Consider the following 19,410-nt stretch of genomic DNA (forward strand, 5'->3'; position numbering starts at 1 on the left):
ATCCGCCTTGGCGCTCCGAGGTGGCGATAGGAAGAAATCAATCGTATCGCCGCTCTTATCAACAGTTCGGTAGAGATACGCCCCTTTCCTTTTGACCGTGATATAGGTCTCATCCACACGTCAGTTGCGGGAAAAGCTCGGACGTTTCCAATACCAGCGTAAACGCTTGTCCACCTCAGATGGCATAGCGCTGGACCCGGCGCTAAATCGTTCAATGATCGACACTCACGCCGCGCTCCGCTAGCTGATCGCGTAGCGGCAATACCAACGAACCGCCCACAAGATCGCCTCACTAAGAAAATTTTGCCCTTAGAAATCGCTCATTTGTCATGTCTTCGCCACACCCCAAAACGGGTTCAAACAGGAATGCCAACTTTGCAACAGGGTTAAACTTGTCGATTGTCCGACAGACGGTTATGCGAGTTCGGGACGAACAATTGTCAACCGTGTGAGTTTATTACGATTACAGACCACTCTGATTCTATTACAATGAGACCATGAAATTCATTCAATCGGTTAAAAACATAAAACACATCAAAGATATGAATCCATGGACATAAAGTGGCTAGAAGATTTCTTAACGTTATCGCGACTACAAAACTTTTCGCGTGCAGCAGAAGAGCGACACGTCACTCAATCAGCCTTTAGTCGTCGCATTCAGGCGTTAGAAACATGGGTCGGAGTTCCATTACTGGATCGCACCCGTTTTCCCATCACGTTAACATCCGAAGGGCGCCGCTTCCGAGAAACAGCGGAAGAAACAGTGCGGCATCTTTTACACACTCGTGCCGCTTTGATGGCTAAGCCCAAGAGCGATGTTCCAACACTTTCTGTGACAGCGTTACACACTTTGTCCATCACATTTTTTCCTCAATGGCTTTTGAAAATAGAACGTGCCGTCGGAAAATGTAATAGTAAATTACTTCCAGATGATTTTTATAAGTGCATATCGGCTATTGTTGACGGTTATTATGATTTTTTTCTAACATTTTATCATGAGTCCGTTCCCATACCCCTTTCTCATACTCAATTTTCTTATAGCATAATTGGAAAAGACTTCCTTGTTCCTGTAAATAAATCTACCAACACGAATAAAATAGACCTAAACAACCCGTTATTAACCTACAGTTCAAACTCCTTTCTCGGTCAAGTATGCCAATGCCCTGAAGCACAATCGATCCTACCATACGAGACAAGTACTAGTCGGCATGTAAATGAAAATGCTATGGCCGATGGCATTAGACAAATGGTTTTGGCTGGCCATGGTTGTGCATGGCTTCCTAAAAGCCTTATTGAACAAGACCTTAAGGCCAATGCACTAATTCCTATTGGAAAAGAAATTCCACTCGACATTCGACTTTATAGAAAAATAGAACACACACGCCCGATTGTTGACCAGATATGGCAAGCTTCACGTCAAATGTTCTTATGAAAAAATAGAATACCCCATACCTAAACAGCATTAGACATAATCAATATATATTAAATAATATGTATTGACTAACAGTTGGTGCGAATTAATGTTTATAAATTATAAAAAATACACTTTTATTTTAGGTTTTATATCTCTTTTTATATCCTCAGAAGGAAGATCTTCATCTCTCCAAACAAGAGCTCCGGTTGCTTTCGTTGTGGACGTCACAAATAATCAAATTTTAATGGAAAAACATGCGGACATTCCCATAGCGCCCGCCTCAATGACCAAGATTATGACTGCTTATGTCATCTTTGACCTAATCAGCCAAAAAAAAATAAGTCTTGAACAACTTATTACTGTTCCACCCGCTGTGTGGGAACGATGGCACGGAAGACGAGGCGGTGCGACTATGTTTTTGCGTGCCAACGAAGTGGTTTCGGTAGAAAACCTTCTTAAAGGTATGCTGACGGTTTCTGGCAACGATGCCACTTACACTCTCGCCGCAAGTGTACCAGGAGGCGTCAATGCATTTGTCAAATTAATGAATGATAAAGCCAATGATATTGGTCTTAAAAGTAGTCATTTTAGTTCACCAAATGGCTGGGAAGATAATGATACTACCGTGACCACAGCGCGTGATCTTGCTTTATTGTCTAGGATAACTATTGAACAATTCCCTAAATTTTACAAAAATTTTTACGCACAGAAAGAAATGTCATGGGGATTAAGTCCTGATGGTCATGAAATTCATCAATATAATAAAAATCCTTTATTAGGCATAATACCACATGCCGATGGACTAAAAACAGGTTTTACAGAAAATGCTGGTTACTGTTTTACTGGATCAGCGACAAAGAACGGCCACCGTATCATCATGGTTATAGCAGGCCTTTCGTCTGCCCGCGCCCGATCAGACGAAGCGAAACACCTTATGGCGGAATCATTAAGGGATATACCTTAACATCACATCTAGAAGGAAACGCCTAGACATGTCTATTATTTTTCTTAACGGACATTATGTTCATGAAAAAGATGCCCGTATTTCGCCTTTTGATCGTGGGTTCACTTTCGGGGAAGGTATTTATGAAGTCTGTATCGCCATTAACGGAAAATTTGTTGACGCGCTTGAGCATCTCGCACGCCTAGAGCGCTCTCTCAAGGAATGTGGAATAGATACACCTCCAGAACGAGATGAACTATCCAATATTATGTCAGAACTACTGCAAAAAAACGATATTACCACTGGGCTAGTGTACCTTCAGATTACACCCGGTGCCTCCCCACGAAATTTCACGATCCGTCCAGAAGGACGTCCCACTCTTTTGATGCTCGCGCAAGGCGTAGATTTTAAACGTAGCCCCGCTTTTCTTGATGGTATCCATGTGCAAATGCGACAAGATATCCGTTGGCTCCGTCGGGATATTAAAACGACTATGCTTATGCCACAAGTTATGGCTAAACGGGATGCTCTATCGAATGGTGTATCTGACACTTTATACTATGACGAATACGGAATTACGGAAGGTGCATCCTCCAATGTGTTTCTCGTAGACGCTAATGGTACATTAATAACACGTGCACTATCTAATCATCTTCTCGCGGGGTGTACTCGTGCACGTATTCTAGATTTAGCGCAGAATATCGGCCTCACAGTAGAAGACCGTCCTATCCAACTGACCGAATTTGTCACTGCTGCAGAGTGTTTCGTAACCAGTGCAACTTATTTAATAGCACCGATTTTAACAGTCGATGGTGTTATCATAAAAGATGGAAAAGCTGGTCCCATCACCCGCTTGCTTCAAAATAAATATTGCGATTACATAGAATATAATTAATTCTAATATCTGCCGAAAATACAAATCATATGTGGCCTAATGATCGGACGGCCACATATGATTTTATCAAAAATCAGACACTATTTAACGAGCACTATCAATAATAGCACCGCCATCAGGATTAAGAGACGAGCCTGTTATAAACTGAGCATCCTGACTCGCTAAAAAGAGAGCAACAGGTGCAATATCATCTTCTGGAGAACCGTATCGACCCAGTGGATTAGATGCCGGGGGAATATGAGCTTCTGGTCCCCAAGTCTCCGCCACAGGAAGAAGATTGTTAACGGTAATGTTATCACGCCCCCACTCACGAGCTGCTGTGCGCGTTAGTGCACGAATGGCTTCTTTCGCCATATTATATGGCCCCATGCCCGCAAGCCCTGTTATTCCGGCCATTGAACCGAAGTTAATAACACGTCCATTTCCACTAGCCTTAAGATAAGGATAAGCCGCTTGCATAAAACGTAAAGCAGCAATTGGTCCCATATCAAGGTTCCGTTGAAATTGGTCGATCGATAGATCAAGAATAGATGCGTAAGCGACAGTTGCATCAAAAGCATTGTTGACCAAAATATCCAACCCTCCATAGGCGGCAACAATTTTTTCAACAGCTGCCTTGATATCTTCAGCGTTGCTCGCATCTGCAATGAGAGGCAGTGCCTCCCCTCCAGCCGCCTGTATTTCATTCACGACAGAATAAACACCGTCTGGCGAGCGTGATAAAACAGCGACTCTGGCTCCTTCATCAGAGAATTTTTTTGCAATTGCACGGCCTATACCACGACTACCCCCTGTGATGAGGGCAATTTTTCCTGTTAGACGTCCCATATTATTTCTCCGTAATGGGTTATGTATTCTGTTTCATTGGTGCATGTGTATAAAAAGATAGGATGACGCTATGGATCGTACGTTATCCTGAGTAATAAACGACGTTATGAGGAGTATTAGACCTATAAACGCCGGAACTGCCCCTTGGGGCTTACGTACCCCACAATGAGCTGACACGGATAAAATCAGATGAAAAAACATACCCGCGTAAGCAAGATCGCTAAGAGGAAGATTAATCCTCGATAAAATTGCAATAGGTCCTAAAATCTTGATAATAATCATAAACGGGACAAGATATGGCGCTGGATAGTTCAGACTTGCAAGCGTCTCCCTTACCCATGCCGTTTTTGTAATATATAATGTTGCCGAACTAAAATAAAGGAGCGAAATAAGAATTGTACTTATCCAGTAAGTTACTGTAATTAACATAAAATCCTCTCACATAATTATAATTACATCTAATAACACACTGTTTATGTGTCCTCTGTGTTTGCTCATTATTTTTAATATAATGAGGTTGAATATAATTTGATCTCTTAAATAATTTTATGCAAGTAGGATGAATTATTGACAGTAAGTATGGATAATATGACTAATGAATGATGAACATTTTACGATGCAAGATGAAATGCGGCGTGCATTCTCTATGCTTTCAGGTAAATGGAAACTAGAAATCATGTGGCTTCTCCACCAACGTATTCATCGCTTTGGTGAGCTACGCAAAGCGATTCCTGGCATTACACAACACATGCTCACGGCTCAGTTGCGTGAATTAGAAGCGGATGGCCTCATTTTCCGTACAGTTTACGCCGAAGTCCCTCCTCGTGTGGAGTATAAAATCACAGCAAAAGCACTGGGTTTAGGCCCGACTATAGAAGCACTTACAGCATGGTGGCTAGAATTCGGCCAGCCCTCTGACGGGAAATGCTCTATCAGAGGGCGAAAAACGAAAAAATAGAGCGGATGCTTCCGAAGTATGAATGTCTGCGTCTCAGCTTATAAAAGCCGTTGATGTCTTCGAAGATCGCGGCAATTTCTTGGCATTTTGCCGGCCAGGACTGTTTTCAGAGTAATTCTGCCTTCAGGCTTTTGAAGAAAGTCACGACCGCTGCAGTATCATAGCGATGTCCCGTGTTGCACATCGATGCCGATATAACGGCGCAGTTCATCTCCGGTGGCGGTACACTGTGCTGTCAGGATCTCCGACGCAGGGCCTGCATACATAATCTGGCCACCATTGTTGCCGGCCTGCGGCCCCAGATCAACGATCCAGTCCGCAACCAGCATTGCATCCAGATTATGCTCAACCATCACCACTGTTTTTCCTTGTTCCACGAGACTCTGGAACAGGGCCAACAAACGCGTGACGTCCGAGCCATGCAGCCCGGTCGTCGGCTCGTCCAGAATAAGCGTGTCAACATTGTCATCGAGTAACGAGGCAAGCTTCAACCGCTGCCTCTCGCCCCCCGAGAGAGTCGCCGTCGAGCGTCCGATCGGAAGATGTCCAAGGCCTACTCGCATCAATCGGCCGAGGATCATTGCGGCATCAGGAGCGTGCGACGCAAGAACGTCAGCCGCTCGTTTGGCTGACATGCTGAGAAGATCGGCTATGTTATAACCCTCAAAGTGAAAGCCAAGTGCGGTCTGGTTAAAGCCACTACCATTACAGGCCTCGCAATTGGTCTCGGTGCTGTCCAGAAATGCAAGCTCGGTGACGATCACACCGCGCCCCTTGCACACCGGGCACGCCCCCTTACCAGCACTAGTGAACCAACTGCGTGATACTCGATTAGCCTGCGCCATGAGATTACGGATATAATCCATGACAGTCGTATAAGTCGCAATACTTGACGCAACGCTCCCACGAAGCGGACTTTGGTCGATCAACTGCGCGGATGGCGCGGCTGCCAAAATCTCATGTACTAGCGAACTCTTTCCCGAACCCGCGACACCGGTCAGGGCTGTCAGCAGGCCACGGGGAATATCGACATCGACACCACACAGATTATGGCGGCGCGCGTTGCGCACCCGGATCAGATCGCCATGCGGTTTTCGTGGGGCAGAGAATGTCCGAGGTGCGCGCAGATATAAACCGGTTGGCGTCGTGGATGCCTTTAGATCCGCAAGTTTGCCAGCGAACAGCACATTGCCACCCTCATCGCCCGGCCCGGGTCCCATATCCACGATAAAGTCGGCAATATCAATCAGGTCGGGATCGTGTTCAACCAATAAAACTGTATTGCCCTTGTCGCGCAGGCGGCGCAGAATCACACCTAGGTGCCGCACGTCGCGCGGATGAAGACCAGTTGATGGCTCGTCAAGAATATAGGTAAACCGTGTCAACGAACTGCCTAGGTGGCGCACCATCTTAATCCGCTGAGCTTCCCCACCCGAGATGGTCGGCGTCGCACGGCCAAGCTGGAGGTATCCCAAGCCAAGTTCTACAAGCGTGCGCAGTTGACCGGTCAGGTTTTCGATGGCAGGCGAGAGTTCAGGCACCTGCCAAGCCTCCACGATCTCCAACAGCTCCGAAATTGGCAAGCGACTGAGATCGTCGATATTCCGCCCATCGATCTTGCAACTCAGCGCCGCCGCGTTTAGCCTAGCGCCCTTGCACACCGGACATGTCGTACGATGGATAATGCGTTCCAGATCGCGGGCAATTTGACCTTTATGCGTGGTTTGCCTACCACCAAGATACATACGACGGAAACGATGCACCACGCCTTCGTATTTGGCGGTCGCATACCAGTCAGCAGGCGGGTTTTTCAGCGGCTGTGGCTCAGCGTGCAACAGCAAGTCGAGCTCTTCCGCCGCATAGTCGCGCAACTTGCGATCGGCGTCGAACAGGCCGGTGCGTTTGTACCATTTCCAGTACCAAGTACCCACTGCATAGCCACTGAAGGTGAATGCGCCTTCGTTGATCGACTTGTCGAGATCGATTAGTTCGCTTTCGTCTAGATCGACTGTCTCGCCCAACCCCTCGCATCGCGGACACATTCCGGCCTGGTCGTTGAAGGAAAAGACGTGGGAATAGCCGACGAACGGCGCGCCCATGCGCGAGACGATCAGACGCAGCAGCGGTGCCGCGTCCGTCGCGGTACCGACGGTCGAGCGACGATTTGTGCCAATAGGCTTTTGGTCAATGATGATAGCGGTCGACAAACCGGAGATATAATCGACCCGTGGTGTGCCGCCATGGGGCAGTCGGTTGCGGACATAAGCGGGATAGGTAAAATTCAGTTGCCGCTGAGATTCAGCTGCCAGCACACCAAAGACAAGCGAGGACTTTCCCGAGCCTGAGACGCCGGTGAATGCCGTAATTTTCCCCACAGGAATGGAAATCGAGACCCCACGTAAATTGTTCTGTGTAGCGTTGGAGACGTCAATCGTTTCCAAAGGTCTCTCCTCTTACGGCGCGGCCTTACAACATGCAGGGCTTATGACAAAGGAACGATCATGTTTTCGCTAAGTTTCCTCGTGTCATCGCCCCCTTAAGGCCGAAGATGGTTGAGCAGGAGAATTGGAATGGGACGCGCAACAGAACTCCTCTTCTCCATCCACGGACCATGAGCCTTAGTACGTGAGAATAAGAGATTACGTCGTGAGAACCTACTTCTTCAGGAGGAGAGGGAACTCTTGAAAAGACGTGACACAGTTCTTCGCGAGGCAAAAGACGTGAGATTTGCGTTTCTATCGCGCTATCATGCGCCTCTTCCGCGTGGATAGGCTTGCCGTTTATTGGGCGGCAATCATGGAGCCGTCGACAGAAGGCCGAAGAGGCTCCAGGCCGCTTAACACATAATCAAAGCTCCAGAACACAACCGTGACACGTCCAAGCGGCTGTCTTTGATTGACCATGCCGGCGTACGTAAAGTCACCCCGCTTAGTAAGCATCCTGCGTGCGTAGGAAATGATCTATCTTCGCTGCGACCTCTCGCGCACTACCCTGCGGAGCAGCGGTATAAACATTCATCTGGTGGTTCCAGTCATCCGCCATCGGGTACCAATCGATTTTCTTCGGACGGGCTTTCACCTTCAACGCCACCTCCAACGAAGCGAAATACGCCTCCCAACGTTTGCGGTACAAATCACGCGTCAGGCCCTGCCAATCCTTATTAGCATAATCATGCAACTGCCCAGCATCGCTCGCTGAACGATTCCCCCAACTGGTCAACAATGAACGTGCATCATATGACAACTGCCGTGCCTCCTGCGGTGAATGCGCCCACCCAGAGGGGAAAGAAAGCCAGCGCCCTAAACGGAAGAACTCATTTGTGCCCAGTAATTCGTCTTGCATATCCATCAAGGCCAACCACGCCTGCGTCATTTTTTGAAAATGCGCTAAGTCTCCAGCCTCATACGCCACCTTAATTTTAGGCAAAAGAATACGTGCCTGATTTGCCAGAACCTGCCGCGTTACATCTACCAAATCATAACGATACGCTGAGATCTGATCAAAGGAGGCAGGTGCTTTAAGAAACTCTTCCATCACAGCCTGCAAAGCAGAAAAATCATAATATACTTCAACAGAACCATGGAAATTAGACCGCTTCAGGTCTAAATCCGGCGTCGCGTTAAACAAGCTCTCAATCGGCGCTGCATCATCCTCATCACGAACATGCGGTAAGGTCGCCGTTTTAGAATAAACCGTTTTCAGCAGCCCTTGCCATGCCTTCTGGAGATGCAGATCACTCACGCCATAACGCCGCACAGCAAAGGCTTTGGTCCATTCCTCCAACTCCATGGGTTTGTCATGCCATGAGGCCTCATTGAACAGATCAAAAAGATACGGGTTATTATCCATCCCTTCCGTATAAATACCCATCCCCACCATAGAAGGCTGCGTTGCCGGGAGCGTCGGGAGCCTTACGCCATAATCATAGGCCTCTCCGCCCAAGGCAACGCGCCCGCCATAATCCCACAGACCGCTATACACATAGTCAGCCCCAAGAAAATCGGCCCCACGATCTGGTCGACGCACAGCATTCTGATGGAGGTCGACGATGAACATTTTATCATGCGGCACAACTTCCAAAATCTCTTTAGCCGGTTGATCACGCCACCCCAAAATCATCCAGCGCGCGCCTGGATGCGCTTCTTGTAAGCTTTGCTCGATCACCGAAATCGCGGGCTTTAACGGTACATCCCCCGCCATGCCACCTTCTTGGAACAGCTCCAAGTCATAGATTGAGCTGTCACCAAATAACTCTTTTTGAACCTTGTAATATTCCCGCGCGATCTTCGGGAATAACGGATCCCGCGGGTCCAACCATGCAGGACGATTAGACCCGTTCCACGTTCCTTGATTAATCACATGCGCCTTCGGGAAACGTTTTGCAAAATCACCCGGAACCATCCCATAAAAACCAGGGAAAACCGGCATCATACCCAGCGAACGCATTTGCTTCACAATATGTTGCGTCGATAGAATACGCTCCTTTAACAACGCTTTTGAAGGCGGCCCACCAAAACAACAAAGATTACCCATCAACTGCCAGTTCAAATGCGCGGGCATAGACAAAGTCGCGCGAATATCATCCTCCGTGTACCCGAAATGGGAAAACGTTTTAGCGATGACCGCTTCTGTCGCACGCTCCACCAACATCGTATTGATGCCTGATAGAGCATAAATATCGAGCTCATGCTGCCAATCGGTATCACTCCAATATGCCGTCGTATAACCATCAACATTTTGATTGAGAGCGTAGCGATACTGCACCGACGAACGCTTATTCGCGTGAAACCCCCCTCGCGAGGCCACAAATGGATGCTCAACAGGCACACCATTCGAGGACATCAACTGGTGCGCACCGTATTTAAAATACCAGCCGACACCGGTTAAAAGAGCACTGCTCGTATTGCCCGAAACCGTGATTTTCGATCCATTTTCAGCAATAGAAAAATGATCATGTTTGTCTTCATCAGGTGTTAACACAAAGCGGAAATGATCCTCCCACCCCGGGAATTGACGCCCCACAACCTGCTGCAACGCCCTATCATCTGCCGCCTTAATCGACGTCATCATCAACGGCAAAGACGCCCCAAAAACCATCCACCCCAAACGACGACGTACCATGATACGATCCTTTATAGAAATCCTATTACACCACTGAAAATAATAATTTTTATGCGGATATTGGGTGCTTCTTCTTTACCTAAGGACAAAGAAGTAAAAAGACTTTTGAACGTTTAGAGATGAGGCCGTTGCAACCTCTTAGCGCCACTCAGAAGCCCTTATGAACAACCCCACTTCATAGGGTGGAGGCCGCCATTCTAACACCCATCCTAACGCACATCCACACGCTGATCCCGGCGGTGCCAAAACCACACGTAACTACCGATGATTGCATAAGCCACAAATGCCAACAGACTAAACGCTGCTTGAAAACCAACAGCCTGACTCAACACAATCCACCCTTGCGGCAGCAAGGCCCCTCCGCAAATCGCCATAACCAAAATAGATGATGCAAAAGCGGTTGATTCACCGGATGCGCGAATAGCCAGTGGAAATAAGGTCGGCCAGATCATCGCATTCGCAAAACCCAGAACAGCCACAAACAAAACAGCCGTATAACCGGTGTTCAGCCATGCACAGAGAGCCAGCACAATGCCCAGAAGGCACGTCAGCACCATGTAACACTCTTGCGCCAAAAACTTCGGTGACACCACGATACCGGACAGATAGCCCAACAACATAGAGGCCAATGTCGCTGAAGTCAGAAACTTCGTTTCCCCTACAGGTAAACCAAAATTCCGCCCATACGTCCCAATCGCATCACCAGCCATCACCTCGATTCCGACATAGAAAAAGAGCGCCACAGCCCCAAAGAGAACGCGCCCAGACAAACGGCGGCCCTCCGCTTTCTCAGCGATGGCATCATCCGCCTTGAGCTCCGGCAGGGGAAACAACATCACCACAAAAGCGGTTAACACCAAAATAAGAGCCAAGCCTAAATACGGCACAAATAACCCATGTGTGAACGTACCAATCACAGCCTGCCGCACTTCCGGCGCAAGAGGAGCCTTCAACTGCTCAGACACACGATTAATATCGTGCATCACCAAGGTCCCTAGAACGATTGGCGCCAGAATACCCGCAAATTTATTACAGATTCCCATCATCGCAATACGTTGCGCCGCACGCTCCGGTGCGCCAAGCAAGCTCACATAAGGGTTAATCGTCACCTGAAGGAGGGCCAGACCCGCACCTAGAATAAATAAACCAACCAAACCTTCATCAAACATCTGCCACGCGATAAAACGCGCAAATGTGATAATACCCAGCGCCATAATGAAAAGCGCCAGCACCATTCCACGCTTCATACCCACACGCGCAGCAGCCCATGAGGCCGGTAACGCAAAAAAGACATAAGACAGATAAAAAGCCGCCGGAACAAGAAACGCGCGGAAGTCGTTAATATGAAACGCCACTTGTACAAACGTAATCAACGGGCCGTTTGCCCATGTCACAAACCCAACCACGAAAAACAGAAGGGCCATCAGCGCCAAAGACCACACCGGGGCCTTTCGAAATGCAACTGCGTTCATCATGAGCAATATTGACCTATAAGGTGAGAGAGTTCGGGATCATGCTTCATTTGCCACTCAATACTGGCGCGGCGCTTTAAGCCAGATGCAGCTTGCTCATCAAGAAGAACCAAGCACTCCTGATGCATCTGCACCGCAGAGCCGGGTACAACACTGCTCAACGGCCCTTCTATACTGCCCGCAACAGCTTCAGCCTTTGCTGCCCCAGTCGCCACAAGCAGGATTGATTTCGCCTCCAAAATAGTACCCACACCCATTGTAATAGCGCACTTCGGCACTTGATCAGGGTCACCCTCAAACATTCCAGAGTTCTGCGCTAAGGTGGCTTCAGCCAAAGCTACAACCCTCGTACGCGTCCTAAAACCGGACAAAGGCTCGTTAAAACCAATATGCCCGTTTCCACCCAGCCCCAGTAATTGCAGGTCAATACCGCCTGCCTCCGCAATAGCCTGGTCATACGATGCAGCTTCTTGATCAGGGTTTAGCGCATCACCACAAGGGACATGCCCGCGTATCTCCGGCACCCCCACCGAATCAAAGAGTTTTTCACGCATATAATGCCGGTAGGATTGTGGATGATTTTTCGGCAACCCCACATATTCATCTAAGTTAAAGCTCGTGATGCTGGCAACATCGACTTGGCCCGTACGGTGCCGTTCACACAAACCTGCGTAAATCGCTTCCATCGTACGCCCCGTTGCCAAACCCAGCACAGCTTCAGGTTTCTGACGTATCGTTTGGGCGATAATATCTGCCGCCAAACCACATACTGAATGTGCATCCGGCAGAATAATAATTTTCATCTAAAATGTCCCCTTCACTCAATACGCTTCCTGCTTATCGAGTGAACACTACGCGCCATAAGCCGCATAGTGTTCTTTCATTGCAACAATCAAAAGCCCGTTGATGCCGAGAACAAAGCCGCAAAATTACCACCCACCTGATACACAGGTGCGCCCGCCACGACCGTATTCCCATAAACACCCTTCTGGGTTACCGCCGTCCCCGTGGAACTCGCTGGGATGGAGCGATAAATATTATTACCTAGATTCACGAGATTAAGCTGCAATTTTGGCCCCTTAAGCGGGCCCACATGATCAAAGCGGTAACCCGCCGTCAAATCAGAGATCACATAGCCTGGGATGCTCTCATCATTCATGAAGGTTGAGTACATCTTACCTTGGTAACGCACATCAAAATTGCCAAAGAAATGCCCATCATCATACGCCAAGCCCAACGCCGCCGTAAAAGAGGGGCTATCCACCGCATGCCTCCCCGTCGTTGGCAAATAATCAATCACAGACCGGCCTGCTGCATTCATCGCCGCCGCCGCAACATTGTTATCAATCGTCGCATGCAAATACTGCGCGGAGACATACGGGCTAAAGTGATGCCATGGGCGCAGGCCAACCTCAATTTGCGCACCACGCGATGTCTGACCACCAATATTAATTGGCTCAGCCACCAAACTATTCGTAAAGGGAATATAACCCGAAGATGTGACCTGATGGTTGGTCATATTCGCGTTAAACAAAGACGCCTGCACATTGATGCGCCCCGTATGGCGGAAACCAATTTCCTCAGAAATATCATACTCAGACTTCAACACGCCCGGCTGCTCAACCGCCACAGGAGAATTTGGGTCAAACAACTGACTGTATGATTCAACGGATTCCGGCGCACGGAACGATGTGGTCGCATTGACATAAACTTGATCATGCGGAGTCATTTGATAGCTTGCCGCAAATTGTGGCAGCGGCTCAAAATAATTCCCAACCGTCTTATACGGATCCGCACCGTATACATTATTTGTCCCGGAGCGCCACACCATGGCCGCGCGGAAGCCAGCCGAGAGCGTCAATTTATTATCCAGAAGCTTCAAAGTATCTGCAATAAACAGCGTGTTCACCTGCTGCTTAAAGTTCAAATTATACCCCGACAGGATCGCCCCAGTTTGCGGCACAAAAATGGGGTACTTGCCATAAAGATTAGCGGCCTGACCTTGGAAATTCACCGGCGTAAAGGTTTCAACCTCTTGGTGTGTCGTCCAAGAATACCAATACCCAAAGGTTACGTTATTATTCCCATGCGTCCATGAGACAGACGAATTAATCGCCGAAGAGCTTTGATCCCACGGATCAACACTCGCCGTCGTCAATGTGTTCCCCATCACATAAGGCTGATTCAAATTACCATATTGAAGCGTGCCGTTATAACCACCTGATGCTGGAATATTCTCCCCTCCAACACCCGGCCCATGCTGATGCACAAAGTAAGGCGTAACATTCAAGTGCACGTCATCTGACAAAGTGAAATGCATCGGTAAGACAACGTCCAGAGCATTAAACCCTGAGAAATTGAGCTTATAGTAGCTCGGATCACCCGGCGTAAATTTCGGGGAATAATAGACCGATGATTTAAACCTCGCCCATTGCTCCGCTGTCGGCATCACCCAAGAGGTCTGCTCTTGCTTATTATAACCAAAGACTGCCGTAATGGAGTTATCTTCTCCCCATTCTTTAATGAACTTGGCGTCAATATGATATCGCTTCAATCCACCGGGGCCGCGCCAGTTATTATTCGACAAATGTGAGAATGAGACAAAGCCACGCACACCACTTTGACCCATATCCCCCGTTTCCAGACGCAAAAACTCTTTATTCGCGCTATGCGTTCCACCCATAGCACTGATAAAACCGCCTGAATGATGGCTCGGATTTAAAGCCGTTGCGGAGATTTCACCGCCCGTTGCGTTAAACAAGGGCGCATTCAAGTCTGGCGAACCCTGGCTCACCGTCACAGAGGCCAAGTTCTCCGTGTCCACCAACATTGAAGTATATGGCTCGTAATTGATTGGGTCAGCCAAAGGCGCACCTTCAAACAAATACCCAATTTGACTTTCATTGAAGCCACGCATGGTCAACGTATCACCCGTCACGCCCAACGGGTCTTGGCTCGCGAATGTTACACCTGGCAAATTTGCAATCATGGAGGACACATTCCCCGTCGGCGCTTGCTTGGCAATAAAATCGCGGGTCACACCACTTTGCGAACGCGGCGCCGTCTGATGCGGCATCAGACCGCCACCCGGCGTCGTATTCGTTGTCCCATCAGCACTACGTTTCGATCCAGAAACAGAAATTTCTTCAACCTGTGGAGCTGCCGGCCCCAAAACCGAACCTTCCGTAATACGACTATGTTTTTTAGTACTCTCGCTGGCCGTGCTCGGCTTTGTTGTCAAAGATTGTGCATGGACACCATCACACAACAACATTGCCGTAGAACACAAAAGGAAAAGGCGTTTTTTCCCAAGCATTATCACAAACCCCATTAAATTTCCGGCCGCAACGAGAGCAAGCCCTGTTTCAGGGATACCGAAAAACGGACGACCTCATTCCGGTATCAATACGATATGTTTATTCAGTATACGACACGTTATGAGGGTGCAATAATTCAATTAATAAATAAACTACCCCCCTAATAAGGCAAGCTTCATACCTTCTATAACCCCGGCATCCACACTACGAGACGTCGCCCCAAAACCAAATTCTGAGGGAACATTATCCCAAGAATCGACCGCACCACGGCATGACGCATGAACCGCTCCCACTGCACTACCATCAACCAAGGCCGCAATATTATTGGGCGCCACCCCCGAACCCGCCATAATGCTGATGCGTCCATTCGCGGCCCGTACCAAACGCGCCAACTGTTCCACCCCGTCATATGCCTTAACAGCATGACCCGACGTCAAAATACGCGCAAAACCAAGCTCTATTGCGTGTTCTAAAGCTCTCAGAGGGTCCGGCGTCATATCAAACACCCGATGCAATGTGAGATCCATACCCTGCGCACGCGCCACCAGACGCTCCAGCATCTTTTGGTCCAACGTATGATCCCGGCACGCTGCCCCCAAGACGACACCCGCTAAACCCGCCTCACGCGCAGCATCAATATCGTCCATCATCACCCCTTCTTCGGCGGAAGAATAAACAAATCCACCCGAGCGCGGCCGTATCATCGCCAGTACCGGCACTTCAGACCCCCGCGCTGCACGCATCATCCCGTAAGACGGCGTCACTCCGCCAACCGAAAGCGGGCCACATAGCTCTATACGGTCAACCCCCAGGTTCTGAGCGGTACGCAGACCCTCAACTGTATCAACGCAAATCTCAAGCTCAACATGCCCCAAACACGCCATAGCACCCTCACTATTCTGGATCAGCCCCATGTAAAAAACGATATGCAGCAAGGCTTGCAGCCCCCACAGCAAAAGCATCCGGCGGCAAATCACGTAAGATTAACTCAACCTGCTGCCCGGCACGGCGCAACACATGACGCTCCACCTCCTGCTTAAGAACAATCCCAAACAGTCCCGCTCGCAAAGGCTCAGGCAACGCAACAATAACCTGTTCCGGATCAAGCATTTGAACCATTTGCGCTAAAGCAAGTCCCAGTGCACCCGCACCCCTGTGCAAAATCCGTAAAGCCCCCGGATCCCCCTTCATCGCTACATCACTCAGCAGATGAATATCCTCCGGAAGCCCTGCCAAACGCGCAGCTCCCTGCATCGCTTTCAAGGACGAAATCGTCTCTAGGCACCCACGATTACCGCAACGGCACGGCAACGCATCTGCCGTATCCAGCACTAACGGTGAATGAGCAATCTCACCTGCACCACCATGCGCACCATGCTGCAAACGTCCCCCGAGAACATGACCCGATCCCACGCCATCGGCCAAACAGACGAGGCTAAAATGCGTACGTTCTTCCGCATATTCACCAAACAACAACTCCCCCAACGCTAAGACATTCGCATCATTCTCAATGCGAACTGGAAACCCCGTGCGCTCAGAGAGAGGATCCGCAACATTCACATCCTTCCAGCCAAAGACAGTTGATGCCAAACAAATACGACGATCCCGTGAGACAAAACCCGGCTGGGCAACACCGATACCCATAACAGGCCCAATATCATCCGGCAGGTTTTCCTGTATTTTCTGCACAGCTTCAGCCAAAGAATCGCAGCACGCCGTGATCTCCAAATGCCTCTGAACATGGACGCTGCGCAGCACCTCGCCACGCAAATCCGTCAGCACAACTCTCACCGGGTCACTCTGTAGTGAAACCCCAATTAAACTCGCGGCACTCGCTTTCAAACACAAACGCACCGCAGGGCGGCCTTGCCTGCGTATCAATTCCTTTTCTTCAACCAAACCGCGCTCGAGTAAATCGCGTACAATCGCCGTCATACCCGCCTTGCTAATCGCCAAGCGCCCAGCCAAGTCACTCCGACTCATGGGCCCGCCTCGCCCCAGAGATGACAAAACACGATGATGTCCATTTGAAAGCATGTGACCAACCATAAATTTTTATTCTTTATTTAATTCAATTGATAAACCAAAGACCCGTCAATATAGTTCCAATACGAAAAAAATTATATGCGCAGCCTACGCCTCCATACAAAAGGACATACTCATCCATGCAACCGCGTGTTTTATGTGCAGATATTGGCGGATCTTTTATCGACTTTGCAGTGCTTGATAATACAAATTCGGTAATCAATCGCAATAAAATTCCCACGCCAACACACAATGCTGACAGCTTCTTACAAGCCCTTATTGAATTAACCGCCCTCTACCCTAAACTCCCCCTTCACATCGCCATGGCTGGTACACAAGAGCCAAAAACAGGGCGCCTTCTGGCTGCCAACATTCCCTGCATGGATGGCACCTTGTTCTCGGCCCTCTTAGGGCGCCACCTGCAACGCCCCATCCGTGTGGCCAATGACGCAGACTGCTTTGCCATGGGGGAAGCGCATTTCGGTGCAGCACGCGGGCATGACAATGTCTTCGGCATTATTCTCGGTACCGGCGTAGGGGGCGGCCTCATCTGGAAAGGCCAAGTCATTCTTGGCGGAGGCGGCGTCTCTGGTGAGTGGGGGCACGGCCCTATAATCCCTCACTTTCCTGACACCCCCAAAGCCACACCCTGCTTCCAATGCGGGTGCGGCCAATGGGGATGCCTCGACACATTTGGCAGCGCACGCGGCCTCGAACGCCTCCACGCGTGGCACGGCTTCCCACCGCGCGACAGCCGCGCCATCGTCCAAGCTTGGGAAAACGGAGACAGCAATGCCGCCGACACTATCAACACATATATCGACTATACTTCCGCAGCACTCGCCTTAGTTGTTAACACCACCGGTTCCACCATTGTTCCTGTTGGTGGCGGCCTATCAAATGCCCAACGCTTAATCCACGAACTCGACCTCTCCGTCCAGAGGCGCATTTTACGCCAGCAAAATACGCCGCTCATAATCCCCGGCATTCTTGGGCAAGATGCCGCTTTGCTCGGTGCATCCGCTTTGTCTTGAATTCGTTTTCCAGCACCCAAACACCCCTCCACATAACAGGATCCCATCATGCAGATCGACGGCCATCTCGTTACACCTCACGGTATTCAACCCGGAATACTCACGCTCAATGATGGCCGCATCACGCATATCGAGGCCAAATCTTACGTCAAAGACCGCTATATCCTCCCCGGCTTTATCGATCTTCACGTCCATGGTGGCGATAATGCCGATGCTATGGATGGCGCTGACTCCGTCGCTCGCATGAGTCGCTTTCATTTAAGTCGTGGCACAACAACACTCTACCCCACCACCATGACACGCCCATGGGCCGAAATTATGGATGCGCTAAAAGGTATCCAGCATCATGTACAACACGGCCTCACCAACGGCCCCGACATCCCCGGCGCCCATCTGGAGGGACCTTTCATCAACCCACAGCGCCTTGGGGCACAGCCGCCTTTCGCCATTACTCCCACAGAACGTGAACTCAACGACCTTCTAAGCTTAGACGTTGTCCGCCTCACCACTCTAGCACCAGAATGCTGTAGCGATTCTGCCATTAAAACTATGGCCAGACATGGCATCCGTCTCAGCATCGGCCACACATGCGCAACATGCGAGCAATGCCAACATATGATGCGTGTCGCCCGTACTGAAAACGGCATCATCGGTGGAACACATCTGTTCAATGCCATGCCCGAAATTAGGGGACGATCCCCCGGCCCAGCAGGCGCTTTATTGGCGGATGATCACGCCTTTATGGAGCTTATTTTTGATACGCATCACGTCCACTCCACCAATCTCGCTCTAGTAAGAAAAGCTGCCAAAGAACGTATTATTCTTGTCACCGATGCAATGCGTGCCACAGGTTGCCCTGATGGCCTCAGTTCTCTGGGCGGACAGCCTGTCTTAGTTCAAGAAGGCATAGCACGCATGGGCACCGATGGCTCCGGCGGACTAGCCGGCAGCGTTCTAACGCTGGACCAAGCCCTCAAAAATGCCTGCGCCAACGGAGTACCCCTCACAGAAGCCTCACGCATGCTCTCAGCAACCCCCGCACGCTATATGGGCCTGACAGACCGAGGGAGCCTCACCACAGGCCAGCGCGCCGACATAATCAGCCTCGACAGTGATTATAATTTAGAGACTGTCTGGGCTGCAAGCCAGCAACTCTAGCGTCGAACGTGCCACCCAACGATGATGTCATATTGAGTTTTTTTGAGCTGAAGGCGTATGGCGTGTCGTCAGTTAAGCATTATGATGATTGATGCGAACTGCACGGCTGCGAGGAATGTTGATTTCATCTTATCATAGCGTGTTGCTATGGCTCGGAACTGTTTGAGTTTATTGAAGAAACGTTCGACAAGATTTCGTTCTCGATAGAGAGAGAAATCTGTGTCTCGCAGTTCCTTCCGGTTGCT

16 protein-coding genes and 1 pseudogene are annotated in these 19,410 nt (G+C 49.5%); 6 read left to right on the forward strand and 11 right to left on the reverse strand.

The window, feature by feature from the left end:
• Positions 1-285: pseudogene (locus tag NTH01S_RS11625) on the reverse strand (DDE-type integrase/transposase/recombinase); the annotation flags it as partial.
• A 265-nt stretch (positions 286-550) separates the two neighbouring features.
• Here NTH01S_RS11625 and NTH01S_RS09995 point away from each other — a divergent pair.
• The 3 genes from NTH01S_RS09995 (at position 551) to NTH01S_RS10005 (ending at position 3,252) form a co-directional block, all read left to right on the forward strand.
• Positions 551-1,432 carry a LysR family transcriptional regulator gene (locus NTH01S_RS09995; protein ID WP_068173312.1) on the forward strand — a complete coding sequence of 294 codons (882 nt, stop codon included), beginning with the start codon at positions 551-553 and terminating at the stop codon, positions 1,430-1,432.
• Positions 1,433-1,520: 88 nt separating this feature from the next.
• Positions 1,521-2,378, forward strand: a complete 858-nt coding sequence (locus NTH01S_RS10000; protein WP_084367300.1) for a D-alanyl-D-alanine carboxypeptidase family protein — start codon at positions 1,521-1,523, stop codon at positions 2,376-2,378.
• Positions 2,379-2,406: 28 nt separating this feature from the next.
• Positions 2,407-3,252 carry an aminotransferase class IV gene (locus NTH01S_RS10005; protein WP_068173317.1) on the forward strand — a complete coding sequence of 282 codons (846 nt, stop codon included), beginning with the start codon at positions 2,407-2,409 and terminating at the stop codon, positions 3,250-3,252.
• A gap of 84 nt (positions 3,253-3,336) precedes the next feature.
• On the opposite strand, the gene NTH01S_RS10010 is transcribed toward NTH01S_RS10005, so the two are convergent.
• Positions 3,337-4,080, reverse strand: coding sequence for an SDR family NAD(P)-dependent oxidoreductase (locus NTH01S_RS10010; protein ID WP_068173320.1), 744 nt, complete (start codon positions 4,078-4,080; stop codon positions 3,337-3,339).
• 33 nt (positions 4,081-4,113) lie between these two features.
• On the reverse strand, positions 4,114-4,509 hold the full coding sequence (locus NTH01S_RS12220; protein WP_068173322.1) for a DoxX family protein: 396 nt from the start codon (positions 4,507-4,509) through the stop codon (positions 4,114-4,116).
• Between the two features lie 166 nt (positions 4,510-4,675).
• On the opposite strand from NTH01S_RS12220, the gene NTH01S_RS10020 reads away from it, so the two are divergent.
• On the forward strand, positions 4,676-5,038 hold the full coding sequence (locus tag NTH01S_RS10020; RefSeq protein WP_068173324.1) for a winged helix-turn-helix transcriptional regulator: 363 nt from the start codon (positions 4,676-4,678) through the stop codon (positions 5,036-5,038).
• A 158-nt stretch (positions 5,039-5,196) separates the two neighbouring features.
• Here NTH01S_RS10020 and NTH01S_RS10025 read toward each other — a convergent pair whose 3' ends face one another.
• From NTH01S_RS10025 to NTH01S_RS10055, 7 genes are all read right to left on the reverse strand, one after another.
• Positions 5,197-7,479 (reverse strand): ATP-binding cassette domain-containing protein, encoded by a 2,283-nt coding sequence (locus NTH01S_RS10025; RefSeq protein ID WP_068173326.1) that lies wholly within the window; start codon positions 7,477-7,479, stop codon positions 5,197-5,199.
• A gap of 487 nt (positions 7,480-7,966) precedes the next feature.
• A complete protein-coding gene (locus NTH01S_RS10030) occupies positions 7,967-10,159 on the reverse strand; it encodes an alpha-N-acetylglucosaminidase (protein WP_068173327.1) in 2,193 nt (730 codons plus the stop codon).
• Between the two features lie 209 nt (positions 10,160-10,368).
• Entirely contained in the window at positions 10,369-11,634 is a 1,266-nt protein-coding gene (gene gluP, locus NTH01S_RS10035) for a glucose/galactose MFS transporter (protein WP_068173329.1), read from the reverse strand.
• On the reverse strand, positions 11,631-12,434 hold the full coding sequence (nagB, locus tag NTH01S_RS10040; RefSeq protein ID WP_068173331.1) for a glucosamine-6-phosphate deaminase: 804 nt from the start codon (positions 12,432-12,434) through the stop codon (positions 11,631-11,633). The genes gluP and nagB overlap by 4 nt, the downstream gene beginning before the upstream one ends.
• Positions 12,435-12,523: 89 nt before the next feature.
• A complete protein-coding gene (locus NTH01S_RS10045; RefSeq protein ID WP_245642348.1) occupies positions 12,524-14,947 on the reverse strand; it encodes a TonB-dependent receptor in 2,424 nt (807 codons plus the stop codon).
• A gap of 153 nt (positions 14,948-15,100) precedes the next feature.
• Positions 15,101-15,883, reverse strand: coding sequence for a copper homeostasis protein CutC (locus tag NTH01S_RS10050; RefSeq protein WP_218015982.1), 783 nt, complete (start codon positions 15,881-15,883; stop codon positions 15,101-15,103).
• Entirely contained in the window at positions 15,843-16,997 is a 1,155-nt protein-coding gene (locus NTH01S_RS10055; RefSeq protein WP_068173335.1) for an ROK family transcriptional regulator, read from the reverse strand. Before NTH01S_RS10055 ends, NTH01S_RS10050 begins: the two co-directional genes overlap by 41 nt.
• 116 nt (positions 16,998-17,113) lie before the next feature.
• On the opposite strand from NTH01S_RS10055, the gene NTH01S_RS10060 reads away from it, so the two are divergent.
• Complete coding sequence (locus NTH01S_RS10060) at positions 17,114-18,007, forward strand: ROK family protein (protein WP_068173336.1); 894 nt, start codon at positions 17,114-17,116, stop codon at positions 18,005-18,007.
• A 48-nt stretch (positions 18,008-18,055) separates the two neighbouring features.
• Entirely contained in the window at positions 18,056-19,165 is a 1,110-nt protein-coding gene (nagA, locus tag NTH01S_RS10065) for an N-acetylglucosamine-6-phosphate deacetylase (RefSeq protein ID WP_068173339.1), read from the forward strand.
• 68 nt (positions 19,166-19,233) lie between these two features.
• Here the strand turns inward: nagA and NTH01S_RS11630 are convergent.
• Positions 19,234-19,410 (reverse strand): transposase (locus NTH01S_RS11630; protein ID WP_157070943.1); only part of this gene is annotated, 177 nt, incomplete at its 5' end.

Origin of the sequence: Neokomagataea thailandica NBRC 106555, from assembly GCF_001598495.1 — a bacterium.
Lineage (GTDB): Bacteria > Pseudomonadota > Alphaproteobacteria > Acetobacterales > Acetobacteraceae > Gluconobacter > Gluconobacter thailandicus_A.

Coding starts and splice junctions, on each gene's coding strand:
- NTH01S_RS09995 (WP_068173312.1), top strand. CDS start 551: ATGGACATAAAGTGGCTAGAAGATTTCTTAACGTTATCGCGACTACAA.
- NTH01S_RS10000 (WP_084367300.1), top strand. CDS start 1,521: ATGTTTATAAATTATAAAAAATACACTTTTATTTTAGGTTTTATATCT.
- NTH01S_RS10005 (WP_068173317.1), top strand. CDS start 2,407: ATGTCTATTATTTTTCTTAACGGACATTATGTTCATGAAAAAGATGCC.
- NTH01S_RS10010 (WP_068173320.1), bottom strand. CDS start 4,080: ATGGGACGTCTAACAGGAAAAATTGCCCTCATCACAGGGGGTAGTCGT.
- NTH01S_RS12220 (WP_068173322.1), bottom strand. CDS start 4,509: ATGTTAATTACAGTAACTTACTGGATAAGTACAATTCTTATTTCGCTC.
- NTH01S_RS10020 (WP_068173324.1), top strand. CDS start 4,676: ATGAATGATGAACATTTTACGATGCAAGATGAAATGCGGCGTGCATTC.
- NTH01S_RS10030 (WP_068173327.1), bottom strand. CDS start 10,159: ATGGTACGTCGTCGTTTGGGGTGGATGGTTTTTGGGGCGTCTTTGCCG.
- gluP (WP_068173329.1), bottom strand. CDS start 11,634: ATGATGAACGCAGTTGCATTTCGAAAGGCCCCGGTGTGGTCTTTGGCG.
- nagB (WP_068173331.1), bottom strand. CDS start 12,434: ATGAAAATTATTATTCTGCCGGATGCACATTCAGTATGTGGTTTGGCG.
- NTH01S_RS10045 (WP_245642348.1), bottom strand. CDS start 14,947: ATGCTTGGGAAAAAACGCCTTTTCCTTTTGTGTTCTACGGCAATGTTG.
- NTH01S_RS10055 (WP_068173335.1), bottom strand. CDS start 16,997: ATGGTTGGTCACATGCTTTCAAATGGACATCATCGTGTTTTGTCATCT.
- NTH01S_RS10060 (WP_068173336.1), top strand. CDS start 17,114: ATGCAACCGCGTGTTTTATGTGCAGATATTGGCGGATCTTTTATCGAC.
- nagA (WP_068173339.1), top strand. CDS start 18,056: ATGCAGATCGACGGCCATCTCGTTACACCTCACGGTATTCAACCCGGA.